Source organism: Halomonas sp. SpR1 (genome assembly GCF_031010175.1).
Classification (GTDB): domain Bacteria; phylum Pseudomonadota; class Gammaproteobacteria; order Pseudomonadales; family Halomonadaceae; genus Vreelandella.
In genome coordinates this window covers 76,552-98,133 of the sequence record NZ_JAUAMB010000003.1, presented here as the reverse complement: position 1 = coordinate 98,133, position 21,582 = coordinate 76,552, and the positions used below count along the sequence as shown (strand labels likewise).

The window sequence follows — 21,582 nt, the reverse complement described above, 5'->3', positions numbered from 1 at the left end:
TTGTATACAAGGTATGCTCACGATGATGATGCCCGCTTCAAAACTCTCTTTCTCTACTCCAATACTCGGTCTCTCTACTGCACGCCTGCTCACTGGCTGCGTGGCAGCGTTGCTATTAATACCGGCGATCAGCCATGCCGATGACACCCAAATACGCTTTCAATTGGACTGGCGCTTTGAAGGCCCCTCTGCGCCATTTTTAATGGCCGCTGAAAAAGGCTACTTCGCCGATGAGGGGTTGGACGTTCAAATCGACTCCGGCAGTGGTTCGGCAGGGGCAATTAACCGCGTGGCGTCTGGGGCCTATGAAATGGGCTTTGGCGATCTTAACGCGCTGGTCGAGTTTCTCGCTGAAAACCCCGGCGGCCCCGGTATTCAGGGCGTTTATATCGTCTACGATGGTACCCCCGCTGCGGTGTTTGCCCGTAAAGACCGCGGTATCGAGAGCCCGGCTGATCTGAATGGTAAAACCATCGCAGCCCCCGCCTTTGACACTGGTTACCGCGCCTGGGGCGTGTTTGCCGCCGCTAATGACCTGGAAGCTGATGCAGTGGAGTGGCAAAACGTCGACCCCACGCTGCGTGAAACCCTGCTAACCCGGGGCGATGTAGATGCAATCACCGGCTTCTACTTTACCAGCCTGCTCAATCTTGAAGAGCGTGGTATGAGTGAAGAGGAACTGACGATTATGCCGTTCCCCGACTACGGCGTGCCGTTATACGGCAACGCGATTATCGCCAGCGAATCCTTCGCCGAAGACAATCCCGAAGCCGTGAAGGGTTTTCTACGTGCCTTTAACCGCGCCCTCGGCGATACCATTGCCGACCCAGAGGCCGCTATTGAGTACGTCAGAAACCGCGATGGCCTGATTGATGTAGAGATGGAAACCCGGCGTTTGAAGCTCGCCCTGGAGAGCGTCGTGGATACCCCTGATGCGCGTGAAAATGGCGTGGGCGGGGTCGATGACGAACGCCTAGCCCAGGCGATTCAACTGGTCGCCGATGCTTACCAGCTTGAGTCAATTCCAACCCCAGATCAGGTGTTCAACTCAAGCTACTTACCTCCCCAGGAAGCACGCATGCTGTTTTCGGCAGAAGGTGAATAAGCATGTCGGCAGCGTTCGTCACCTTTGATGACGTTAGCCTGGCCTACGATACGTCGGGTAACGCTATTGAAGATATCAACCTGAGCATCCACGAAGGCGAGTTTGTCGCCTTTGTTGGGCCTTCTGGGTGCGGTAAGTCGACCTTTATGAAACTTTGCACTGGTTTGCATGCGCCCACGACCGGGGCTGTGAATGTGGATGGAGAGCCGGTCACTGGGCCGCTGAAGATCTCCGGCATGGCGTTTCAAAACGCTAACCTGCTGCCCTGGCGCACTACCTTGGATAACGTCTTGCTGCCGCTGGAGATCGTCAAGCCTTACCGCCATCAGTTTCGTAAACGGCGTAAAGAGTTTATCGGCTGGGCGCGCAAGCTGCTCAAGACCGTAGGGCTTGAAGGCTACGAAGACCAGTACCCCTGGCAACTTTCCGGCGGTATGCAGCAGCGGGCGTCGATCTGCCGGGCGCTGATTCACCAACCGCGCCTGCTGATGCTGGACGAACCCTTCGGAGCGCTGGATGCGTTTACCCGCGAAGAGCTGTGGTGTGTGCTGCGCGACCTGTGGGAGGCGCAGCGCTTTACGGTAGTACTGGTGACCCACGACCTGCGTGAAGCGGCGTTTCTCGCCGACACCGTCTACATCATGAGCCGCCGCCCTGGCCGAGTGATCGAGCGCCGCCAAATCGAGCTGCCGCGCCCCCGCGCATTGGAAACCACTTACCAAAAACCCTTTATTGATCTGGTGCAGGAACTGCGCGCCCAGATTGGCGAAGTACGCAGTACTTAAAATTAATAGTACTTAATGAAAGGCGCGCTTATGACGAAACATAACCCCTTAATTGAACGGCTCGCGCCGTGGATCGCCGTGGTCGCTCTGGTCATTATCTGGGAAGTCACGGTACGGCTGTTTGATGTGCCCAGCTTTATCTTCCCTAGCGCCTTGGAGACCGCCCAGGCGCTGGTGACCTATTCCGGGCCTATCGCCATGCACTCCTGGCAAACCTTTTGGACAACGCTGATTGGCTTTGGCCTGGGCGTTGCCGTGGGGCTGGTGTTGGGCTTTATTATCGGCTCGTCGCGCTTTCTGTATAACGCCTGCTACCCGCTACTGGTGGGCTTTAACGCTATCCCCAAAGTCGCCTTTGTGCCCATCCTGGTCGTCTGGTTTGGGATCGGTTCAGTACCGGCGATTCTCACCGCCTTTTTGATCTGCTTTTTCCCCATCGTGGTTAATGTGGCCACCGGATTGGCCACTTTGGAGCCCGAGATGGAAGACGTGCTGCGGGTTTTGGGCGCGCGGCGTATGGATGTGCTGCTTAAAGTGGGCCTGCCGCGCTCGCTGCCGTATTTCTTTGCTTCGCTGAAGGTCGCTATCACCCTGGCATTTGTAGGCACCGTGGTGTCAGAAACCGTGGCCTCCAACCAGGGTATTGGTTACCTGATGATGAGTGCCGGTTCGCAAATGCGCATGGGGCTGGTATTTGCCGGGCTACTGGTGATCAGCGCCATGGCCATGGTGATGTACGAGCTGTTTGCTCAGTTGGAAAAGCGCATGACCGGGTGGGCGCACCGGGGGCAAAATCGTTAGGCTTACCAGCGATAGAGCAAAGATGCACTGGTGGTTGTGTCGGTGCGTACATTGGTGTCGTCAGGTGGCTGGGAGTTGTGCTTGATTTCGTGAGATAAACGCAGCGATAGCTTTGAGTTAAGCCGTGCTGTAAGCGCTGTAAGTGATCGAGAAGTGGTGTTTTGGTCGGTATACTCCACCGACATTTCCTGCTGAATATCGGCGTAGTCCGAAAATTTCCAGCGATAGTCCAGCGCGGTATAAGTCACCATCAAGCGCTCATCATCGTACTCGCGCAGCCGATCGTGACGATAACCCGGGCCCGCTTCCAGCGACAGCGTATGGGTGTCGTTCGACAGAATCTGGCGGCCGTAACCGCCAATCGCGGAGAGCTGCTGATCGTAACCGGCAAAGCGATCCTTCTCCCAGCGGGCAAAGCCAAATAGATAGTGCGGGCCATCCAGTTCATAGCGTTCGCGTCCAGAGACCAGGTACTGCTCGGCGCTGGTCTCGTCATCCTTGGTAACGTTACGCACTTCACCACGTAGCGAGTAGGTGAAGTTACCGGTAAGCCACGTCAGTAGCGTTTTACCAATCAGCGTTTGGCTGTTGGTGTTGCCTGAAAGGTGGGTAAAACCCAGCTCAACATCGCCGCTAAACACAGGGGCATCATCAGGCGGAGGGGGAGGGCCATAAAACGGGTTGGCATACGCCGCGGTTAACCACAGGGGCCAGCAGGCCAGCAAGAGTATCCATCGAACGATTGCCACTACATCCCTCCTTGGTTTCGGCATTACGCCATTATATCAGCGAACGATGACTTTAGGGTGACGGCGATTACGCCGTTGGCTAGCGCGTGCCATAATGGTGCGGTCACGCATTTCGAGTTTAACTATGAGTGTTTCTCGCCCCCGAACATTAGCCGACCTGCAGCGCTGGCGTCGCACCCGTGCAAGGCGTAGCTGGTACAAACGCAGTTTTCGCCTTCAGGTAATGTTGTTAGTCGGGTTACTGCTGGCAGGCATGCTACTGGCACAGGGTACGTATCTCAATCATCGCAAGGCGGAAATTATAAGCCAGCAGATGGGCGAGCGAGCGCTGGCAGTGGCCAAAACGGTGGCATCGATGCCGCAAATTATTAATGCCTTTGCGATCCCCGACCCCTCTTTCATTATTCAGCCCCTGGCGGAGCGCGTTCGCCATGAAACGGGGGCGCGCTATGTCGTCGTGGGCAATGCCCAAAGCATTCGCTACTCCCATCCTCTGCCGGAGCGGATTGGCCAGCCGATGGTGGGGGGCGATAATGATCAGGCGCTGATTCATGGCCAATACTATGTATCCGAGGCAACCGGGTCATTGGGCACCGCCATTCGTGGCAAAGCGCCCATTTGGGACGAAGAGGGCAATATCATCGGCCTGGTGTCTGTAGGCTTTATGATGGATCGGGTGGCGATGGACGTGGCGCGCTACAACAGCTTTGGCTGGGCATTGGTGGCGTTGATGATCTGTCTCGGCTTTGCCGGTGCCTACTGGTTATCGCAGCACCTCAAAAAGGTCATTTTAGGCCTGGAACCCTACGAAATAGCCCGTTTGGCTATGGAGAAAGAGGCCATTTTACAGTCGATCCACGAGGGCATTCTGGCGGTTAATCGTGAGGGCCATATCACCCTGGTCAACCAGCAGGCGCGGCGCTTTCTCAACTTAGACGATGAGCATGTGCTGCTGGGACAGCCCATCCGTGAGATCGTGCCTAATTCGCGGCTACTGGAGGTACTCCGGCGCGGCGAGCAGGAGTTCGACCAGGAGATGTGGCTGGGCGATCACCCGGTGGTGGTCAACCGCGTACCGATTCTGCACGAAGGCGAAATCGAGGGGGCAGTGGCCACTTTCCGCAGTCGTCGTGAGATCGTCGATCTATCCCAGGCGCTAACCCAAGCCAGCCGCGATGTGGATATGCTGCGCGCTCAGGCCCACGAGTTTTCCAATAAGCTCTACACCATCTCTGGGTTGCTACAGTTAGAGCGCATCGAGGAAGCCTTGGCGCTAATCCATCAGGAAACCGAGCGTGCCCAGGCGCAGATGAGCTTCTTAATGCGCAACGTAGCCGACGCCGTGCTTAGCGGTACGCTACTGGGTAAACTGACCCGCGCACGGGAGTTGGGCGTAGCGCTGGAAATTGATGAGCAAAGCTCGCTCTCCTGCCCGCTAACACCTACCGGGCAAGAGGTAATGATGAGCGTGGTGGGTAACTTGCTGGACAACGCCTGCCATGCAGCGCTGAATGGGCCGAGTAAAGCGCCTAAAGTACGCCTGTTTTTCACCGACCTGGGCGAGCAACTGCTGATTGAGGTGGAGGATAACGGGCCAGGGGTGCCTGCTCAATTCGCCGAGTCGATTTTCCAGGAAGGCTTTTCGACCAAAACGGGCAAACATCAGGGCATTGGCCTGGCGCTGGTGGCCAGGCTCTGTCGCCAGCACGGCGGTGCCGTGACCCTGGAGGAGAGTGAGCTGGGCGGCGCGTGCTTTATCGCGGTACTCGACCGCTCGCTGTGCCAAAAGCAGTCTTAACAGCAGTCTCAAAAACAATCTCAAAAACAATCTCAAAAACAGTGACCACGACGGCTAGGGAGGAAGGCAATGGCTGATGGAGAGTACGGCATTTTGGTCGTTGAAGACGATTTTCGCATTGCCGATATCCACAGAGCCTTTATTGAGCAGAGCGATGGCTTTTATGTAGTGGGCATGGCGCGAAACGGTGATGAAGCCAAGGCCATCATGGCGGAGCAGGCCGCCAGCATCCAACTGATTTTACTGGACGCCTACCTGCCCGATGTTGAAGGTTTGGAGCTGCTATGGGCTATTCGTCGCGACTATGTGCATGTGGATATCGTCATGGTCACCGCCGCTCGGGAAGTGGAAACCATTAGCGAGGCGCTGCGCGGCGGGGTGTTCGACTACCTTATCAAGCCCATTGAAGCCGCGCGGATGACGCAAATGCTGACCCGCTTTCGCCTCGAACGTGAAGCCTTGGCCAACCGGGCCGAGATGAATCAGGACGAATTGGATTCCGTGTTGGCGCGCCTGAAGCCCGGCGAGCCGTTGCGTGCTAACAACCAAGCCCTGTCCCAAGCCCTGCCTAAAGGGATTGATCGGTTGACGCTGCGCCGGGTGATTGATGCCCTGGCCAACGCCCCCGACTCTCTCACCGCCATGCAGATGGCGCGCACCATGGGCGCCAGCCGCTCAACCGCCCGCCGCTATTTAGAGTTTTTAGTTGCCGAGCAGGCAGTGAGTGCCGAGCTGGGCTATGGTGATGTAGGGCGGCCCGAGCGTCGCTATCGCTTGTTAGAAACGGCACACAACTGGCTTGAGTCTCTATAAATGCATGTATAAGCAAGCCGGCGTGAACAAAATGAACAAAATGCCCATAAAGAACTTTTTGTCTTTTATGAGCACAAGCTTGTCGGTCAGGGGCATGGTCTTCTAACGTTCGCGGCGTGCAGTCTCACAACAAGACGCCCCACACAACAACACTGATACGTGGAGAACGCCATCATGACGTCGCTTACCCTCAAGCGTTTATCTGTATTTGCTCTTCCCATCGTTGCTTTTGCCGGCATGACGACCGCGGCACAGGCGCAAGAGTGGACGCCGAGCCGCTCCATCGAATTCGTCGCACCGGCTAACCCCGGTGGCGGTTGGGATACCCTGGTTCGCACCATGTCCCGGGTGATTCAACAAGAAGAGCTGGCCGACGAAAGCTTCGCCGCGATTAACGTCCCCGGCGGCGGTGGTGCCGTAGCCTGGGCCCAAATCGCCCGCGATAGCGGCAACCCGCATAAGCTATTTGCTACCAGCCCGCCGATGATTCTGGTGCCGCTGGCAGGCGCCTCACGCTACGACCATACCGACTTTACCCCGGTCGCGCGGATTAACACTGACTACTCGATCATTCTGGTTGCAGCGGACTCCGAGTATCAAAATCTTGAAGATCTGCTCACCGCGCTGAAAGAAGACCCCAGCCTGAGCGTGGGCGGTGGCAGCGCCCCTGGCTCTATGGATCATATCGCCATTGCAGGCCTTGCCTCAGCAGCCGGTATGGACGCTTCGGCCGTTAACTACATCCCCTTCTCGGGCGGTGGCGATGCCATGACCAACCTGATGGGCGGCCACATTGAAGCCGTTGTCGGCGGTGCTGGTGAAGCGGTAGGCCAACTGGGTGAAGGCAGCCAACTGCGCGCGCTGGGCGTCTCTTCTGAAGAGCGTTTGGGCGGCGGTTTGAGCGAAGTGCCGACGTATCAAGAGCAGGGCTTCGACTACACCTTTGATATCTGGCGCGGCGTGATGGGCGCTCCAGATATGCCTGAAGAAGCAGTCGCCTACTACGAAGATCTGTTCGCCGAAATGTTGGAAACCGATGCATGGCGTGAGGCGAGCGACCAACTGGGCTGGATCGATGCCTACCAAAACAGCGAAGAATTTGGCGCCTTCCTGGATCAGCAGCAAGAGCAGTTCAGCGACGTGCTGAGCGAGCTTGGCCTACTGCGCCAGTAATTCCACTCCTGTATCGCCCAGCCGCCCAAGTGCGGCTGGGAGTCTTCCATAGTTAACGCCATAAGTTAATCGTTAACCGTGGGAGGCATGTCGGCTCTTTCGGAGAGACTCCTATGACTCGTTTAAATACCAACCAATGGTTAGCACTGGTATTTGCGGTATTGGCCGCTGGCTATATCGCGATGGCGTGGCAAATTCCCACTTTTCCTCTGCCGCGCCCGGTCGACTCTGACCTCTTTCCTAAAGTATTAGGCTTCGCGCTACTGATCCTGTCGGTGTTTCTGTTTTTCGAGAAACCTTCCCCGATATCCGGTGCCGATGAGATAGATCAAGAAGCCACCCAAGGCCCAATGCTGTTTACGCCATGGGCGCGGGTCATCGTGACCTCGCTGGCGATTGCCGCCTATGCGTTTTTGCTGGTACCCCTGGGCTTTGTGCTCGCCTCAACGCTACTCTGCGTCGGGCTGACGGTCTACTACGGTTATCGCCGCCATGGGGTTAACCTCGCTACGTCGCTGGGGGTAGTGCTGGCGCTCTACCTGACCATGACGCGGGTGATGGATGTTTACCTGCCCACTGGCGTGCTGCCTTTCTAAACAAAGCCGTGTTAGCAGGTCTTTCCGCTAGCAGTTCTTAAGAGAGTAATTCCCATGGATGCCTTCAATAATTTGATGTACGGCTTTGGCATCGCGCTTGAGCCAATCAATATTGCCTACGTGTTTGCCGGCGTATTTGCTGGCACCATCATCGGCATGCTGCCGGGCCTGGGGCCTATCAGTGCGCTTGCCTTGATGATTCCTATCACCTTTGCCATGGATCCTTCATCGGGCTTGATCCTGATGGCAGGGGTATACTACGGCGCCATTTTCGGTGGCTCTACGTCATCGATTCTGCTCAACGCTCCCGGCGTAGCGGGTACCGTGGCGACCTCCTTTGACGGCTACCCGATGGCTAAAAAAGGTCAGGCGGGTAAAGCGCTGGCGATTGCCGCCTACGCTTCCTTTATCGGTGGTACTGTTTCCGTTATCTTCTTAATGCTGATCGCCCCGCTGCTGTCGAAAGTGGCCGTGAGCTTTGGCCCTGCTGAATACTTCGCCTTAATGGTGCTGGGCTTAACCGCTGTCGTTTCGCTGTCGGATAAGTCCCTGGTTAAAGGACTAATTGCCGCTGTGGTGGGGGTGATTATCTCTATTATCGGTATCGACATGCAGACCGGGACTGAGCGCTTTACTTTCGGTTCAGTGCAGTTGCTTGATGGCATCGACTTCCTGGTGGTGGCTCTGGGGATTTTCGCCCTTGCTGAGGTGTTTTACATGCTGCTGCGGGGCGGCGGTGGCAAAGAAGCGCCCCGCAATGAGATTGGCTCGCTGAAATTGTCACGTAGCGAAGTGAAAGAAATCGCTGGCCCTATTGGTCGTAGTTCGATACTAGGTTTCTTCACCGGCGTACTGCCGGGCGCGGGCGCGACCATCGGTTCGTTTCTGGGCTATAGCATGGAAAAACGCATTGCTAAAGATGGTCACACCTTTGGTCAGGGTAATATCAAAGGCGTGGCGGCGCCGGAAGCGGCCAACAACGCTGCCTGTACTGGCTCCTTTGTGCCGCTGCTGACACTGGGCGTACCGGGTTCGGGTACTACCGCGGTACTGTTGGGTGCACTGCTGGTCATGGGCGTTAACCCCGGCCCGATGATGCTTGCAGAGCGCCCGGACGTGTTTTGGGGCGTGGTTGCCAGTATGTATATCGGCAACATCTTCCTGCTGGCACTTAACCTGCCGCTGATTCCCTATATCGCCAAAATTCTCGATATGCCCCGCCCATTGCTGCTGTCGCTGATTCTGATCTTCTGCATGATCGGTGTTTACGGCATGAGCTTCAGCGTATTTGATCTGCTGCTACTGCTTGGCTTTGGTTTGGTCGGCCTGGGTATGCGTCTGTTTGGCTTCCCCGCGGCACCGCTGATTCTAGCGCTGATTCTGGGCAACATCATGGAAGAGTCCATGCGCCGCGCACTGCAGATCTCCGGTGGCGACTGGATGACCTTTATCGACAAGCCCATCTCGCTAGGCCTGCTGGTGGTTGCCGTGCTGTCGCTCGGCCTACCGTTGCTGAAAAAACGGCGTAAGAAAGTCCCACCCGACGTGGCTGTTTAGCACCGCCATTTAAAGGGTGAATAGCGAGGAGTCTTGGTGATACCAAGGCTCCTTTTTTTAGTGCGCCAGGCATGGCGCGCAGCGCCTTGACTGGCGCTGTTCCTGGGGGTGGTGCCTCAGGATGACTTGGGGATGAAAGTCCCCTGCACGCCCGGCAAGGGGAAGTGCTAGCCGACGGCAAGGGTGTCTCCCGCGAGGGGGAATCTGAAGGCAGCCCGAGGCAAAACGCTGGCCTGACGAACAGGAAGCGGATACGAGGCGGTGTGGCGGGGTGAGATGGCTATAATCATCAAAGCCCAGTACTTGCACGGAACGCCATAACGTAGATCCGACAGGCATAAGCGGGAAGGTCGCGCGTCTTACCCTGGGAGGTCTGGTGGTCTGCCACGGTGCTACCGGCGTCGAGAGGCGACGGGATGGCTCACCAGACGTCAGCAGAGGCCATAGTAAGTGTCGATTCACCCCGGCACCAAGGGCCGAACATGAAGAACCGCGAGTAGGCGATAACGTCTCGAGGATCGATCATGAAGACAGAAACCGACGCTAATACCGTCACTCACCCAGAGGGGCAGGAGCAGTACTCCGCGTCCCAGCCGGTGAGCGTCGAGACGAGCCCGGCGTCGTTATCGTGGACGAAAGCGGAGCCAGCCTCGCTCATGGAACGGGTCGTAGACCCGGAGAACATGGCGCGAGCTTACCGTCGGGTGGTCACCAACAAGGGCGCACCGGGTGTCGATGGCATGACGGTGCATCAACTGGCTGACCACCTAAAGAAGCACTGGTCAACGCTGCACGAGCGGCTATTGGCCGATGAGTATCACCCCAGCCCGATCCGAGCCGTCGCCATCCCCAAACCCAAGGGTGGGACGCGGCAGCTTGGCATTCCTACGGTTACCGACCGCTTAATCCAGCAAGCGCTGTCCCAAGTGCTCATGCCGATCTTCGACCCAGCGTTCTCTACGTCGAGTTACGGCTACCGCCCCAGGCGCAGCGCTAAGCAGGCCGTCTCGGCCATGAAGGCCCACGTCACCGCCGGCCACCGCTGGGTGGTCGACCTTGATCTGGAAGCCTTCTTCGACCGAGTGAACCACGACCTGCTGATGGCCCGGGTGGCGCGGCGCGTTGACGACAAGCGCGTGCTGCGTCTGATCCGCCGCTATCTGGAAGCGGGCATGTTCCAACACGGCTTGCCCACGCCGAGGCGGCAGGGAACGCCCCAAGGCGGGCCACTCAGCCCGCTGCTGGCGAACATCCTGCTGGACGACATGGACAAGGAGCTTGAACACCGAGGCCACCGCTTCTGCCGCTACGCTGATGACGTGCAGGTGTATGTCAAAAGTCGGCGAGCAGGCGAGCGTGTCATGGAAAGCTTGAGTGAGTATCTCGAGAGCTCACTTCGGCTGACGGTCAGCCGCACGAAAAGTGCGGTGGATCGGCCATGGAAACGCGGCTATCTGGGCTACAGTCTTACTCGGCACAAGCAGTCGAAACTGACGCTAGCCAAGAGCAGTCTGAAGCGCATGATGCAGCGTGTCCGTGAGATCCTGAAGCGTGGGAGGGGGCGTCACATCCAGCGAGTGATCAAGGGGTTGGAACCCGTCCTGCGGGGTTGGGCCAACTACTTTGACCTCGTTGATGTAAAGCGCCCGCTGGAAGCGCTGGATCAATGGATACGCCGCCGCTTACGCGGCCTGATCTGGCGGCAATGGAAACGCCCAGCAACTCGGCGCCGGAAGTTAAAAGGGCTGGGCATAAACAGGCACCGCGCCTGGAAATCGGCGGGTAACGGTCGAGGCCCCTGGTGGAATGCCGGGGCTTCGCACATGAATCAAGCCCTGCCGAGAAAGTGGTTTTACGACCAGGGACTGATCTCGATACTGGACGCGGTAAGATGGCTCAAGCGTTCTTCATGAACCGCCGTGGTACGGAACCGTATGCCCGGTGGTGTGAGAGGACAGGGGAGGCGACTCCCCTTCCTACTCGATTCTATTCTTTTTTTATTCACCCCTTTTTATCGACTTTTTTAACTGATAACAAAGAGTGTGTTTGTAACTAATGGGTGAGTATTACGTTACCGGTCTGTGTTCAAAAAGCTCATGTGCTTAATTGGTGCGCTGTATCTTGGTGGTGCATTGAGAACGTACTTTGGCAGCGGTGTTGCGCTTTATTTTGGTGCAGAAGGGCAGTGTTGAATTTTTATGATGATTATTAAGTGGCTGATTAAATAGCTATAAGACCACTTTGTGCCAATCTGGCGCACCCCTTGCAAGTGTTAATGGCTAGTGGACGTATTGGCTAGTGGACGTATTGGGGTAGCTAACACAACAACCCCAAGTGCGAAGCCAATCATCAAGCCCCGGTCATAACAAACCCCAGTCATAAGGGGTGCAAGGAGATTAACAATGAACACTCTCAAACGCTCGACACACCCGCAACCATTCCTGTCACGTGGCCGTTTCGCGACCGCTCTACTTACCGCTGCCGTCATGGGCGCCAGCACTCAGGCCATCGCCCAGGACGGTGATCCGATCAAAGTCGGTATCCTGCACTCCCTCTCTGGCACCATGGCGATCAGTGAGACTGTCCTCAAAGACACCGTCGAAATGCTGATTGAACAGCAGAACGAAGCCGGTGGCTTGCTGGGTCGTCAGCTAGAAGCCGTGGTCGTCGACCCCGCCTCTAACTGGCCACTGTTTGCCGAACGCGCCCGTGAGCTGCTGGCTCAAGAAGAAGTCGACGTGATCTTCGGCAACTGGACCTCGGTTTCCCGTAAAGCGGTACTGCCGGTGGTCGAAGAGCTGAACGGCTTACTGTTCTACCCCGTTCAGTATGAAGGCGAAGAGTCCTCAGAAAATGTCTTCTACACCGGTGCCGCGCCTAACCAGCAGGCCATTCCTGCGGTTGAGTACCTGATCAACGAAGTGGGTATCGAGCGCTTTGCGCTGGTGGGTACCGACTATGTCTATCCGCGCACCACCAACCGCATCCTCGAAGCCTTCCTCAAGGATGAACACGGCATCGCGGAAGAAGACATCATGGTCAACTACACGCCGTTCGGCCACTCCGACTGGCAGAACATCGTGGCCGAAATTCGTCGTTTCGGTGAAGAGGGCAAACCCACCGCGGTAATCTCCACGGTTAACGGCGACGCCAACGTGCCTTTCTACACCGAGCTCTCTAACCAGGGGATCGACGCTGCCGATATTCCGGTCGTCGCCTTCTCAGTGGGTGAGCAGGAGTTGACCGGTATCGATACCGACCCGCTGGTGGGCCACCTGGCCGCCTGGAACTACTTCATGAGCGTCGATAACGACGACAACTACGACTTTATCGATGCCTGGATTGAGTACACCGGCGACGAAGAAGCGGTCACCAATGACCCCATGGAAGCGCACTACATTGGTTTCAATATGTGGGCTGAAGCGGTGCGTAAAGCCGGTACCACCGACGTAGATGCGGTCAAGGACGCCATCATCGGTGTCACGGTGCCTAACTTGACCGGCGGCTATGCAGCGATGATGCCCAACCACCACATCACCAAGCCGGTGCTGATTGGTGAAATTCAGGACAACGGCCAGTTCGATATCGTTTGGCAAACACCGTCTACCGTGGCGGGCGACGCCTGGTCTGACTACCTGCCTGGTTCGCGCGACCTGATTGCCGATTGGCGCAAGCCGATGGAGTGCGGCAACTTCAACGTCGTTAACGGTTCATGCGGTGGCAGCACCGCAGCAGAAGAAGCCGAAGCGGCACTCGCTGAGTAACGCATAACACCCCCTTGCCGCGCCGTGGTTCGATGGTAGGCGCGGCAAGGAGCACGCTATCTTTCCCTCTTAGATAACCAAAGGAAGAACCCCATGAGGCGTTTCCTTTCCTTGGCGCTGCTCTGCTTTCTGCTGGTGGGGACTACTCTCACCGCGCAGGCACAATCAACAGACGCCGCCAGCAATCCCACAAATGATGCGGCCGCGCTCGAACTGTTAGAGGCGCTGGACGTTGATTCCTACACCGCTAAAGGCGAAGCCATTACGGCTATTCTGCAAAGCGATGACGAGCGCGCCCGTGATTGGCTGCAGGCACTGCTGGATGGCCGCTTACAGCGCACCGAAAACGGTCGCTTTGTACTGGTGCTGGAGAACCGCGGCCGCGACTGGCCGGTGGCCGATGTATTGACCGGCGAAGCGCTGGGCGAGATGTCCCGACGCGATCTGGAGCGTATCGGTATTAATAACAACCTGCGCAATCAACTGCGCAGCGCCATTGCGGTCGTTGACCTCTACTCGCCCAGCGTTGAGCGCCGGCGTACCTCGGCTGAGCGCCTGTTGGGAGAAGTGGATGGTGAACTGGTGCCCACACTCAATGAACTGATCGAGCAGGAAGAAGACGATCAAGTGCGCTATCGCCTGACCCAGGCGGTGGCGATTTATCGCGCGGAAGCGGGCGAAATGGCGGGCGTCGAAGCATTGGATGGCAGCCTGCACCCGCGCTCTCGCGTGGCCTTAAGCCGAGCGGCCAATAGTGACGACCCGGTGGTGGCCAACGCCGCAGCAGCCTCTTTGGCGGGCATCGAGCAGCAGCTCAAAATCAACCGCGGTTTGGAAACCCTCTATTTCGGTTTGAGCCTGGGCTCGGTTCTGGTGCTCGCGGCGATTGGCCTGGCGATCACCTTTGGCGTCATGGGCGTGATCAATATGGCCCACGGCGAACTGATGATGCTGGGTGCCTATACCACCTGGGCGATGCAGCAACTGCTACCTGGCCAACCAGGGCTGGCGCTGATTCTTTCGATTCCTGCAGGCTTTATGGTCGCGGCGCTAGCCGGTGTGGCGATCGAACGCGGCGTTATCCAGTTCCTCAAGGGCCGCCCGTTGGAAACCCTGCTGGCAACCTTCGGTATCAGTTTGATTCTCCAGCAGCTAGTGCGCACGGTGATTTCACCGCTTAACCGTACCGTCATCACCCCGGAGTGGATGAGCGGCTCGCTGGTGGTTAACGATGCGCTGTCGCTCACGCTCAACCGCATGTACGTGCTCGGCTTTGCTCTGGTGGTGTTTGCGGGCCTGATGCTGATTATGCGCCGTACCCGGCTGGGGCTAGAGGTGCGTGCCGTGACCCAAAACCGCGCCATGGCGCGCTCCATGGGTATTCGTGCCACCCGAGTGGATATTATGACCTTTGCACTGGGCTCCGGCGTGGCCGGTCTTGCCGGGGTCGCGCTCTCCCAGCTCACTAACGTCGGCCCCAACCTGGGTCAGAACTACATCATCGACTCCTTTATGGTCGTGGTGTTCGGCGGCGTGGGCAACCTGTGGGGGACGCTAGTCGCTGGGCTCTCGCTGGGGGTTATCAACCAGGTGCTGGAACCCTGGGCAGGCGCGGTGCTGGCCAAAATTATCGTGCTGGTCTTTATCATCCTATTCATTCAAAAACGCCCGCGTGGACTCTTCCCGCAGAAGGGCCGGGCTGCGGAGGGCTAAACGATGTCATTAACGACCGAATCATCGACAAACTTTTGGCTAACACGCCCGTTCAGCGAACGTTCGACGCAGATATTTCTCGGCGTTTTAGTCGCCGCGCTGGCGTTGGTGACGCTGCTACACGTGGCGGTGCCACCGGAAAACCCGCTGCATATTGGCGCCTATACGGTCAACCTGTTCGGTAAATACCTAAGCTACGCGCTTCTGGCCGTGGCGGTGGATCTGGTGTGGGGCTATCTGGGCATTTTAAGCCTCGGCCACGGCGCCTTTTTTGCCATTGGCGGCTACGCCATGGGCATGTATTTAATGCGCCAGATCGGTGATCGTGGCACCTACGGTCACCCGGTACTGCCCGACTTTATGGTGTTCCTGAACTGGGATAGCCTGCCGTGGTTCTGGCAGGGCTTCGATATGGCCTGGTTTGCGTTTGCCATGGTGCTGCTGGCCCCGGGGCTATTAGCGCTGGTGTTTGGCTTTTTAGCGTTCCGTTCCCGGGTCACCGGGGTGTATCTGTCGATCATCACCCAGGCGCTGACCTTTGCCTTGATGCTGGCGTTCTTCCGCAATGAAATGGGCTTTGGCGGCAATAACGGCCTGACCGATTTCCGCGAAATAGTCGGCTTTGACTTACGCAGTGACGCCACCCGTTTGGGGCTTTTCCTGGCCACCGGCATTGCCCTGGCGCTGGGGTTTATCCTCTGTCGCGCCATTGTTACCAGCAAGCTGGGCAGGGTAAGTGTGGCCACCCGTGACGCCGAAGCGCGCACGCGCTTTCTTGGCTACCGGGTCGAACGCTTCCAGCTGTTTGTGTTTGTGGTTTCGGCCATGTTGGCAGGCCTGGCGGGGGCGCTCTACGTACCTCAGGTGGGGATTATCAACCCCAGCGAGTTCTCGCCGATTTTCTCCATCGAAATTGTGCTGTGGGTTGCGCTGGGCGGACGCGCCACGCTGTATGGCGCAGTGATCGGCGCCATTTTGGTCAACTACGCCAAAACCATCTTTACCGGCGTGATGCCCGATGCCTGGCTGTTTGCGCTAGGGGCGATGTTCGTACTGGTCACGGTGTTTCTGCCCAAAGGGGTGGCGGGGCTGTTTCGCTATCTCAAGCGGCGCAAGCGCGACGATCCGGCAAAGTCTGACCCGAATGCTGCTCCCACACCCAAGGAGGCCTCCGCATGAGTTTGCTGCACTCGCTGACCCAGCGTGACCGGGTGTTCGATTTTATGGCGCCCCAGGCCTCGCCGGTGGACGTCCGCCACGGCCCGATTCTTTACATGGAAGACGTCACCGTTAGCTTCGATGGCTTCAAAGCCATCAATAATCTCAACCTAACCATCGACGACGGTGAGCTGCGCTGCATTATCGGCCCCAACGGGGCGGGTAAAACCACCATGATGGATATCATCACCGGCAAAACGCGACCCACTAGCGGCAGCGTTTGGTTCGGCAGCCGTCATAACCTGTTGAATATGAACGAGCCCGATATCGCCAGCCTGGGCATTGGCCGTAAGTTTCAAAAGCCCACGGTGTTTGAAGCGCTGTCGGTGTTTGAAAATCTTGAGCTGGCCATGGCCGCCGATAAGCGGATTTTTCCCACGCTCACTGCGCGCATGACTGGCGAGATCAAAGACCGTATCGACGAAGTACTGGAAACCATCGGCTTAGCGGAGCTTCGCCATCAGCCCGCGGGGATTCTTTCCCACGGCCAGAAGCAGTGGTTGGAGATCGGCATGCTGCTGATGCAGCGCCCGCGGTTACTGCTGGTGGATGAGCCGGTAGCGGGCATGACCGAGCAGGAGATGGAGCGCACCGCCGAGCTGTTAACCGGGCTTGCCGGAAAGCAGTCCGTGGTGGTGGTGGAGCACGATATGGGCTTTGTGCGCTCGATCGCTCGTCAGGTAACCGTGCTGCACCAGGGCAGTGTGCTGGCGGAAGGCACCATGGATCAGGTCTCCAACGACCCCAAAGTCATAGAGGTCTACCTGGGTGCAGACGACGAGGAGGCCGCCTGATGCTCGCGATCGAAAAACTCAACCAGTTTTACGGCGAAAGCCACACGCTGTGGGATCTGGATCTTGACGTGCCCAAAGGCCAGTGCACCTGCGTGATGGGGCGTAACGGCGTAGGCAAAACCACGCTGTTAAAAGCCGTTATGGGCGAAGTGGCAGTGAAAAGCGGTAAGCTGCGTTACACCACTGAGACGGGCGAGATCGAGCTAACCAAAAAAGCGGTGGAGGAGCGCTCGCGACTGGGCATCGGCTATGTGCCCCAGGGGCGGCAGATATTTCCGCTGCTCACCGTGGAAGATAATCTGCGTACCGGCCTTGCCGCCCGCAGCGACGGGCTGAAAAAAATCCCCGAGCGGGTCTACGAGCTGTTCCCGGTGCTTAAGGAGATGAAAAACCGCCGGGGCGGCGACCTTTCTGGCGGGCAACAGCAGCAGCTGGCCATTGGCCGTGCGCTGGTCATCGAGCCTAAGCTGCTGATTTTGGACGAACCGGGGGAGGGCATTCAGCCCAATATCGTCGCCCAAATCGGCCAGGTAATCCGCCAGTTGATCAACGAGGACGGGTTAACGGTGCTGCTGGTAGAGCAAAAACTGCCCTTTGCCCGCAAGTACGCCGATCGCTTCGTGATCATGGATCGCGGCCGCCCGGTGGCCAAAGGCGAGATCAGCGAACTTTCCAATGAGCTGATCAAGCAGCATTTGACGGTTTAAGTTATCCACACCCGGTTCAGAGTCTTGGATCGGGTTGGAAGGGCAGCGCTTCGGCCGTGGCGACGATTTGATCAAATAAAGGGTGTGCCGGGTTGAGCATATAGTTGAGCTCTCTCGGCACGACCACGCTAGGCAGCGCCAGCGCCAGACTTTGGCCGGATGTCAGCCAGCCATCACCCAGTTCGGCGGTCTCTGCTGGCGCGGGTGCTTCCTGCCAGTTCTCCGGTAGATTTTCGACTCCAACGCTTAAAATACTCTTGGCCGGCAGCGTCAGGCGCAGCAGCACATAGGCATTAAGCAGCCGATAGCTTTCCAGATGCACCATAATTTCCAGTAGCGCCAGCGATTCAGAGCTTGCCACATACACACAGGCATTCCCTGGGCTGTTCCAGCGCCCACCGTAAAGCCGTGCACCTTCGCCATCAAACGCTGTCTCCTGAAACTTGCGCTTCACCAGCCGGTAAGCGGTGACCTCGCTCATACCGAGACCCCGTGCTCCAGCCGCCCGATCAAGTTAAGCACCGTTTGATACTCCGCCGAGGTTGCGCTCATTTCGACGGGACGGCGCCCGCCTAGCCCGGCATTAGGCTTGAGCAGCCAAGCGCGGGCGCCATCGGCGTCGCCTTCAAACAGATCCAGCGTCGCTTTAAAGAGCTCAGCAAAGCGATACAGCCGGTCACTTTCCGCCATCTTAAAGCGCCCCGATTTGGCGCGACGGCTCAACGTGGCAGAGGGAATGTCCACATAGCCTGCCAGTGCTTTTTGCTCGATACCTGACACTTTGGCAAGCTGGGGGTAAACCCGGTACTCCACGCCTTCATGCAATAACTCATGCAGCTTGCGGCCACGGGCAGGCAGGCCAACTTGTTGCCAGAAACCCGAAGCCAAGGCTTTGGGTGGTTGGTATTGAGTGAAGTGGACATCCATGGTGCCATCCTCTTTTGATAGTTCAAAGATATATCATTTGGTATACAGTGTGTGCTGGCACTCGTCAAGGAATACACATGGTCGAAAGACCTCTGAGGCAGTGATCAACTAAGAGCGCCTCTTTTCACTAAAACCCTGTTCTGTGTTCGGTTGTAGGTGATTCTTTGTCTGTAACATAGATTGCTTTAGCAATCAGAATCGGGTGGGGTATGCGCTATAAAGATAAACATCAGCTCGCCGCCGAGTGGCAAACGCTTCTGGAGCGCACGCCTAGGCCGCTGCGTCAGGCGGTAGAAACATTAGTAGAAAACCACTGTGGCTACTTTGCAGATCACTTTTATGGGGTGATGCTGGACGATCCCCATGCCTCGCTGTTTCTCTCAAACGGACAAGTGCAGCAACGCTTAAATCCTTCTATGCAGCGCTGGCTAAGTGCAATGTTCACTGTTGAGCATGTCGACTTTACTGCGTTGGTAGAGCATCAGGAGAAGGTGGGGCAGGTGCATGCCCGTATTGATATTCCCGTTAACCTGGTGCTTAACGGGGCGCGGCAGCTTAAGCAGGCGTTTTACCAGCAGATCAACGCGACGTTTGAAAGCCCGCTGTCGCCAGGGGATGCTTCGGTGTATGTCTCCGAGCATATTGATATGGCCATGGAAATCATGAGCCACGCCTACTCAGTGGCCAGCGACCGTAATGCGCGCACCGAAGAGGCGTACAAGCTATTTTCCCTCACTCAAAGCATCGGTGATGAGCGTGAGCGCCAGCGTTCGGCGCTGCTGAACTGGGAAAATGAGCTGATGTTTGCGGTGGCCGCCCAGCACGATATCGCCACGCTGCCGAAGTTAGCCAATTCCGATTTTGGCCTGTGGTACTTCCATAAAGCGTGCCATGCGTTTGAGGGCGCGCCAGAGATCGCCACTATCTCCCGGCATATTCAGCAAGTGGATCGTGAGTGGCTGGAACGCCTGCTACATGAAGATGCCAGCCAGCGGCTTAAGGCGCTGGGCGAGATTCGAGACGCCGCCCGCACGATATTGATGCTGCTCGACGATGTACTGAAGCGTGCTTCCGGTTTAGATGCCGGACGCGACAGCTTGACCCGCTTACTCAACCGCAAGTTTCTGTCGGTCGTGCTTAGCCGCGAAATCGACATTGCTCGCCATTCGGAGCACAGTTTTGCGCTGTTAATGGTGGATATCGACCACTTCAAATTGATCAACGACACCCATGGTCACGACGCAGGCGACAGCGTGCTGCAGCAGGTGGCAAGTATTCTTGATCGCTCTACCCGTGGGGGTGATTACGTGTTCCGCATGGGCGGCGAAGAGTTTTTAATCGTACTCGTGGATACCGATCATGAGGGTAGTCGATTATTTGCTGAGCGGTTGCGCCAGTCGGTGGCTAAAGAGCCGATGCTCGCTGGCGCGGATACGCTGCTTAACGTGACGATTAGCGTGGGCGTTACGCTTCACGATGGCCATCCTGACTATCACCACTCCCTGCAGCGGGCTGACCAAGCACTTTATCAAGCGAAGCGCGGCGGGCGAGATCGGGTCGTGGTGCTGTGATTATGTTGGAAGTGTAAATCTGATACTTCAATGCACTTATTTGGTGCCTCTGTGCTATCGGTGATCTTTTTTGGTGCGAAAAAAAACAAGGGTTTCGCCATGTCGTTAGACTTAAATTCCCGAATTGATCGCTCAATAGGGTTTTTCACCATTTTGGCGCATTAATTGCTTCTATTAAGTTAAAGGCACAGTGAATATCTGTCTGCCAAAGGCTTAGTGAAAAGGAAGCGATAGCTACCCATGATTCTGTGCGACCTCGCAAAACCACAAGTAGCCTCCGGCCACCGCTTCGACGAAGGCCGCCATTGGGCGGCTTCGTTGGCGTTACGCTTTGCCAACCGCGACGGCGCCACCCGCATGGTGCAAGCTCGTCACGCCGGGCCGCTACGGGTGCAGCGCCCGTTTTACCCGGAAGGCAGTGATGAGGCGTGCCATATCTACGTCCTGCACCCGCCGGGTGGTTTGGTCAGCGGCGATGCACTTACCATCAGCGCCCATGTAGAGCATGGTGCCCATGCGCTACTCACCACGCCAGCCGCCAATAAACTCTATAAAGCCGACAGCCAGGGCGTTGCCTGGACACAGCACACCCGGTTGAGCGTTGAAGATGGCGGCACCCTTGAGTGGCTGCCCCAGGAGACCATCGCCTTTGATGGCTCCAAGGGCGAGCAGCGCACCCAGATTGACCTTCACGGCAGCGCCCGTTGCCTAGGCTGGGAAGTGATGGCGCTAGGCCGCCCGGCCAGCGAGTTGCCTTATATTTCCGGGCGGATTGAGCAGCACTTTCGCTTAACCCTGGACGGCAAGCCGCTGTGGCTAGAGCGCCAGCCGCTTGATCCGCTTCACCCACGCTTTAAAGGTCGTTGGGGCCAAGGCGGTGCCACCGTGCAAGCGACGCTATGGGCGGTAGGCATTTCTGACGCGCCAGCGGCGATTGATGCCCTGCGTGAAGCGCTGCCGGATAACCCACGCTGGGCGGTCACCGTCCGTCATGGCGTTCTACTGCTGCGCTATCTCGGCAACTCGCGTAACGAAGCCTGGGCGCTGTGTGAACAGGCCTGGCACCTGCTGCGCCCCCGTTGGATAGACCGCGCCGCGCATACGCCACGGATTTGGCTTACCTAATCAGTATCCCTGTGATGCACTGCTGGAGACATATGCCATGGAATTAACCCCGAGAGATAAAGACAAGCTGCTGCTGTTCTCCGCCGCCCAACTGGCCGAGCGCCGCAAAGCCCGCGGTTTAAAGCTCAACTACCCCGAAGCGGTAGCGTTGATCAGCTTTGAGATTATGGAAGGCGCCCGGGATGGCCGCAGCGTAGCTGATTTAATGAGCTATGGCCGCGAGATCCTTAGCCGCGACGACGTGATGGAAGGCGTCGCTGAAATGATCGACGACGTGCAAGTGGAAGCCACTTTCCCCGACGGCACCAAGCTGGTCACTGTTCATACACCTATTGTGTGAGGGGTTAATTGTGAGGAGTGAGGGGTTAAGGGTGAGGGGTGAGGGG

20 protein-coding genes are annotated in these 21,582 nt (G+C 57.3%); 17 read left to right on the top strand and 3 right to left on the bottom strand.

The window, feature by feature from the left end:
• Nucleotides 1-22 precede the first annotated feature (22 nt).
• Genes QT231_RS03605 through QT231_RS03595 form a run of 3 tightly spaced genes read left to right on the top strand, consistent with a single transcriptional unit; the run spans nucleotide 23 to nucleotide 2,691 of the window.
• The gene (locus tag QT231_RS03605) at nucleotides 23-1,105 is read left to right on the top strand and encodes an ABC transporter substrate-binding protein (RefSeq protein ID WP_308335566.1); all 1,083 of its coding nucleotides are present in this window, start codon (nucleotides 23-25) and stop codon (nucleotides 1,103-1,105) included.
• A 2-nt stretch (nucleotides 1,106-1,107) separates the two neighbouring features.
• Entirely contained in the window at nucleotides 1,108-1,890 is a 783-nt protein-coding gene (locus QT231_RS03600) for an ABC transporter ATP-binding protein (protein ID WP_308335565.1), read from the top strand.
• Between the two features lie 30 nt (nucleotides 1,891-1,920).
• Nucleotides 1,921-2,691, top strand: coding sequence for an ABC transporter permease (locus tag QT231_RS03595; protein ID WP_064235651.1), 771 nt, complete (start codon nucleotides 1,921-1,923; stop codon nucleotides 2,689-2,691).
• A gap of 2 nt (nucleotides 2,692-2,693) precedes the next feature.
• Here the strand turns inward: QT231_RS03595 and QT231_RS03590 are convergent, their stop codons facing one another.
• Nucleotides 2,694-3,464, bottom strand: coding sequence for a DUF481 domain-containing protein (locus tag QT231_RS03590; protein WP_308335564.1), 771 nt, complete (start codon nucleotides 3,462-3,464; stop codon nucleotides 2,694-2,696).
• Between the two features lie 100 nt (nucleotides 3,465-3,564).
• Here QT231_RS03590 and QT231_RS03585 point away from each other — a divergent pair, with 100 nt between their 5' ends.
• From QT231_RS03585 to urtE, 11 genes are all read left to right on the top strand, one after another.
• The gene (locus QT231_RS03585) at nucleotides 3,565-5,238 is read left to right on the top strand and encodes a sensor histidine kinase (protein ID WP_308335563.1); all 1,674 of its coding nucleotides are present in this window, start codon (nucleotides 3,565-3,567) and stop codon (nucleotides 5,236-5,238) included.
• 69 nt (nucleotides 5,239-5,307) lie between these two features.
• On the top strand, nucleotides 5,308-6,051 hold the full coding sequence (locus QT231_RS03580) for a response regulator (protein WP_308335562.1): 744 nt from the start codon (nucleotides 5,308-5,310) through the stop codon (nucleotides 6,049-6,051).
• A gap of 174 nt (nucleotides 6,052-6,225) precedes the next feature.
• Nucleotides 6,226-7,224 carry a tripartite tricarboxylate transporter substrate binding protein gene (locus QT231_RS03575; protein ID WP_308335561.1) on the top strand — a complete coding sequence of 333 codons (999 nt, stop codon included), beginning with the start codon at nucleotides 6,226-6,228 and terminating at the stop codon, nucleotides 7,222-7,224.
• A gap of 113 nt (nucleotides 7,225-7,337) precedes the next feature.
• Nucleotides 7,338-7,820 carry a tripartite tricarboxylate transporter TctB family protein gene (locus QT231_RS03570; RefSeq protein ID WP_308335560.1) on the top strand — a complete coding sequence of 161 codons (483 nt, stop codon included), beginning with the start codon at nucleotides 7,338-7,340 and terminating at the stop codon, nucleotides 7,818-7,820.
• A 54-nt stretch (nucleotides 7,821-7,874) separates the two neighbouring features.
• A complete protein-coding gene (locus QT231_RS03565) occupies nucleotides 7,875-9,377 on the top strand; it encodes a tripartite tricarboxylate transporter permease (protein WP_308335559.1) in 1,503 nt (500 codons plus the stop codon).
• Nucleotides 9,378-9,901: 524 nt separating this feature from the next.
• Nucleotides 9,902-11,290: a group II intron reverse transcriptase/maturase gene (ltrA, locus tag QT231_RS03560; RefSeq protein ID WP_308335558.1), complete on the top strand. Its 1,389-nt coding sequence runs from the start codon at nucleotides 9,902-9,904 to the stop codon at nucleotides 11,288-11,290.
• 489 nt (nucleotides 11,291-11,779) lie between these two features.
• Nucleotides 11,780-13,141: an urea ABC transporter substrate-binding protein gene (gene urtA, locus QT231_RS03555; RefSeq protein WP_308335557.1), complete on the top strand. Its 1,362-nt coding sequence runs from the start codon at nucleotides 11,780-11,782 to the stop codon at nucleotides 13,139-13,141.
• Between the two features lie 93 nt (nucleotides 13,142-13,234).
• A complete protein-coding gene (gene urtB / locus QT231_RS03550; RefSeq protein WP_308335556.1) occupies nucleotides 13,235-14,854 on the top strand; it encodes an urea ABC transporter permease subunit UrtB in 1,620 nt (539 codons plus the stop codon).
• A gap of 3 nt (nucleotides 14,855-14,857) precedes the next feature.
• Nucleotides 14,858-16,033 (top strand): urea ABC transporter permease subunit UrtC, encoded by a 1,176-nt coding sequence (urtC, locus tag QT231_RS03545; protein WP_308335555.1) that lies wholly within the window; start codon nucleotides 14,858-14,860, stop codon nucleotides 16,031-16,033.
• On the top strand, nucleotides 16,030-16,866 hold the full coding sequence (gene urtD, locus QT231_RS03540) for an urea ABC transporter ATP-binding protein UrtD (protein WP_308335554.1): 837 nt from the start codon (nucleotides 16,030-16,032) through the stop codon (nucleotides 16,864-16,866). Before urtC ends, urtD begins: the two co-directional genes overlap by 4 nt.
• Complete coding sequence (gene urtE / locus QT231_RS03535) at nucleotides 16,866-17,573, top strand: urea ABC transporter ATP-binding subunit UrtE (RefSeq protein ID WP_308335553.1); 708 nt, start codon at nucleotides 16,866-16,868, stop codon at nucleotides 17,571-17,573. Before urtD ends, urtE begins: the two co-directional genes overlap by 1 nt.
• A gap of 16 nt (nucleotides 17,574-17,589) precedes the next feature.
• Here urtE and QT231_RS03530 read toward each other — a convergent pair whose 3' ends face one another.
• Nucleotides 17,590-18,054 carry an RES family NAD+ phosphorylase gene (locus QT231_RS03530; RefSeq protein ID WP_308335552.1) on the bottom strand — a complete coding sequence of 155 codons (465 nt, stop codon included), beginning with the start codon at nucleotides 18,052-18,054 and terminating at the stop codon, nucleotides 17,590-17,592.
• Complete coding sequence (locus tag QT231_RS03525; RefSeq protein ID WP_308335551.1) at nucleotides 18,051-18,500, bottom strand: antitoxin Xre/MbcA/ParS toxin-binding domain-containing protein; 450 nt, start codon at nucleotides 18,498-18,500, stop codon at nucleotides 18,051-18,053. The genes QT231_RS03530 and QT231_RS03525 overlap by 4 nt, the downstream gene beginning before the upstream one ends.
• 209 nt (nucleotides 18,501-18,709) lie before the next feature.
• On the opposite strand from QT231_RS03525, the gene QT231_RS03520 reads away from it, so the two are divergent.
• The 3 genes from QT231_RS03520 (at nucleotide 18,710) to QT231_RS03510 (ending at nucleotide 21,536) form a co-directional block, all read left to right on the top strand.
• Nucleotides 18,710-20,071: a diguanylate cyclase gene (locus QT231_RS03520; RefSeq protein WP_308335550.1), complete on the top strand. Its 1,362-nt coding sequence runs from the start codon at nucleotides 18,710-18,712 to the stop codon at nucleotides 20,069-20,071.
• 240 nt (nucleotides 20,072-20,311) lie between these two features.
• Nucleotides 20,312-21,196, top strand: coding sequence for an urease accessory protein UreD (locus QT231_RS03515; RefSeq protein WP_308335549.1), 885 nt, complete (start codon nucleotides 20,312-20,314; stop codon nucleotides 21,194-21,196).
• Nucleotides 21,197-21,233: 37 nt separating this feature from the next.
• A complete protein-coding gene (locus QT231_RS03510) occupies nucleotides 21,234-21,536 on the top strand; it encodes an urease subunit gamma (protein WP_007112420.1) in 303 nt (100 codons plus the stop codon).
• The last annotated feature ends 46 nt before the right edge of the window (nucleotides 21,537-21,582 follow it).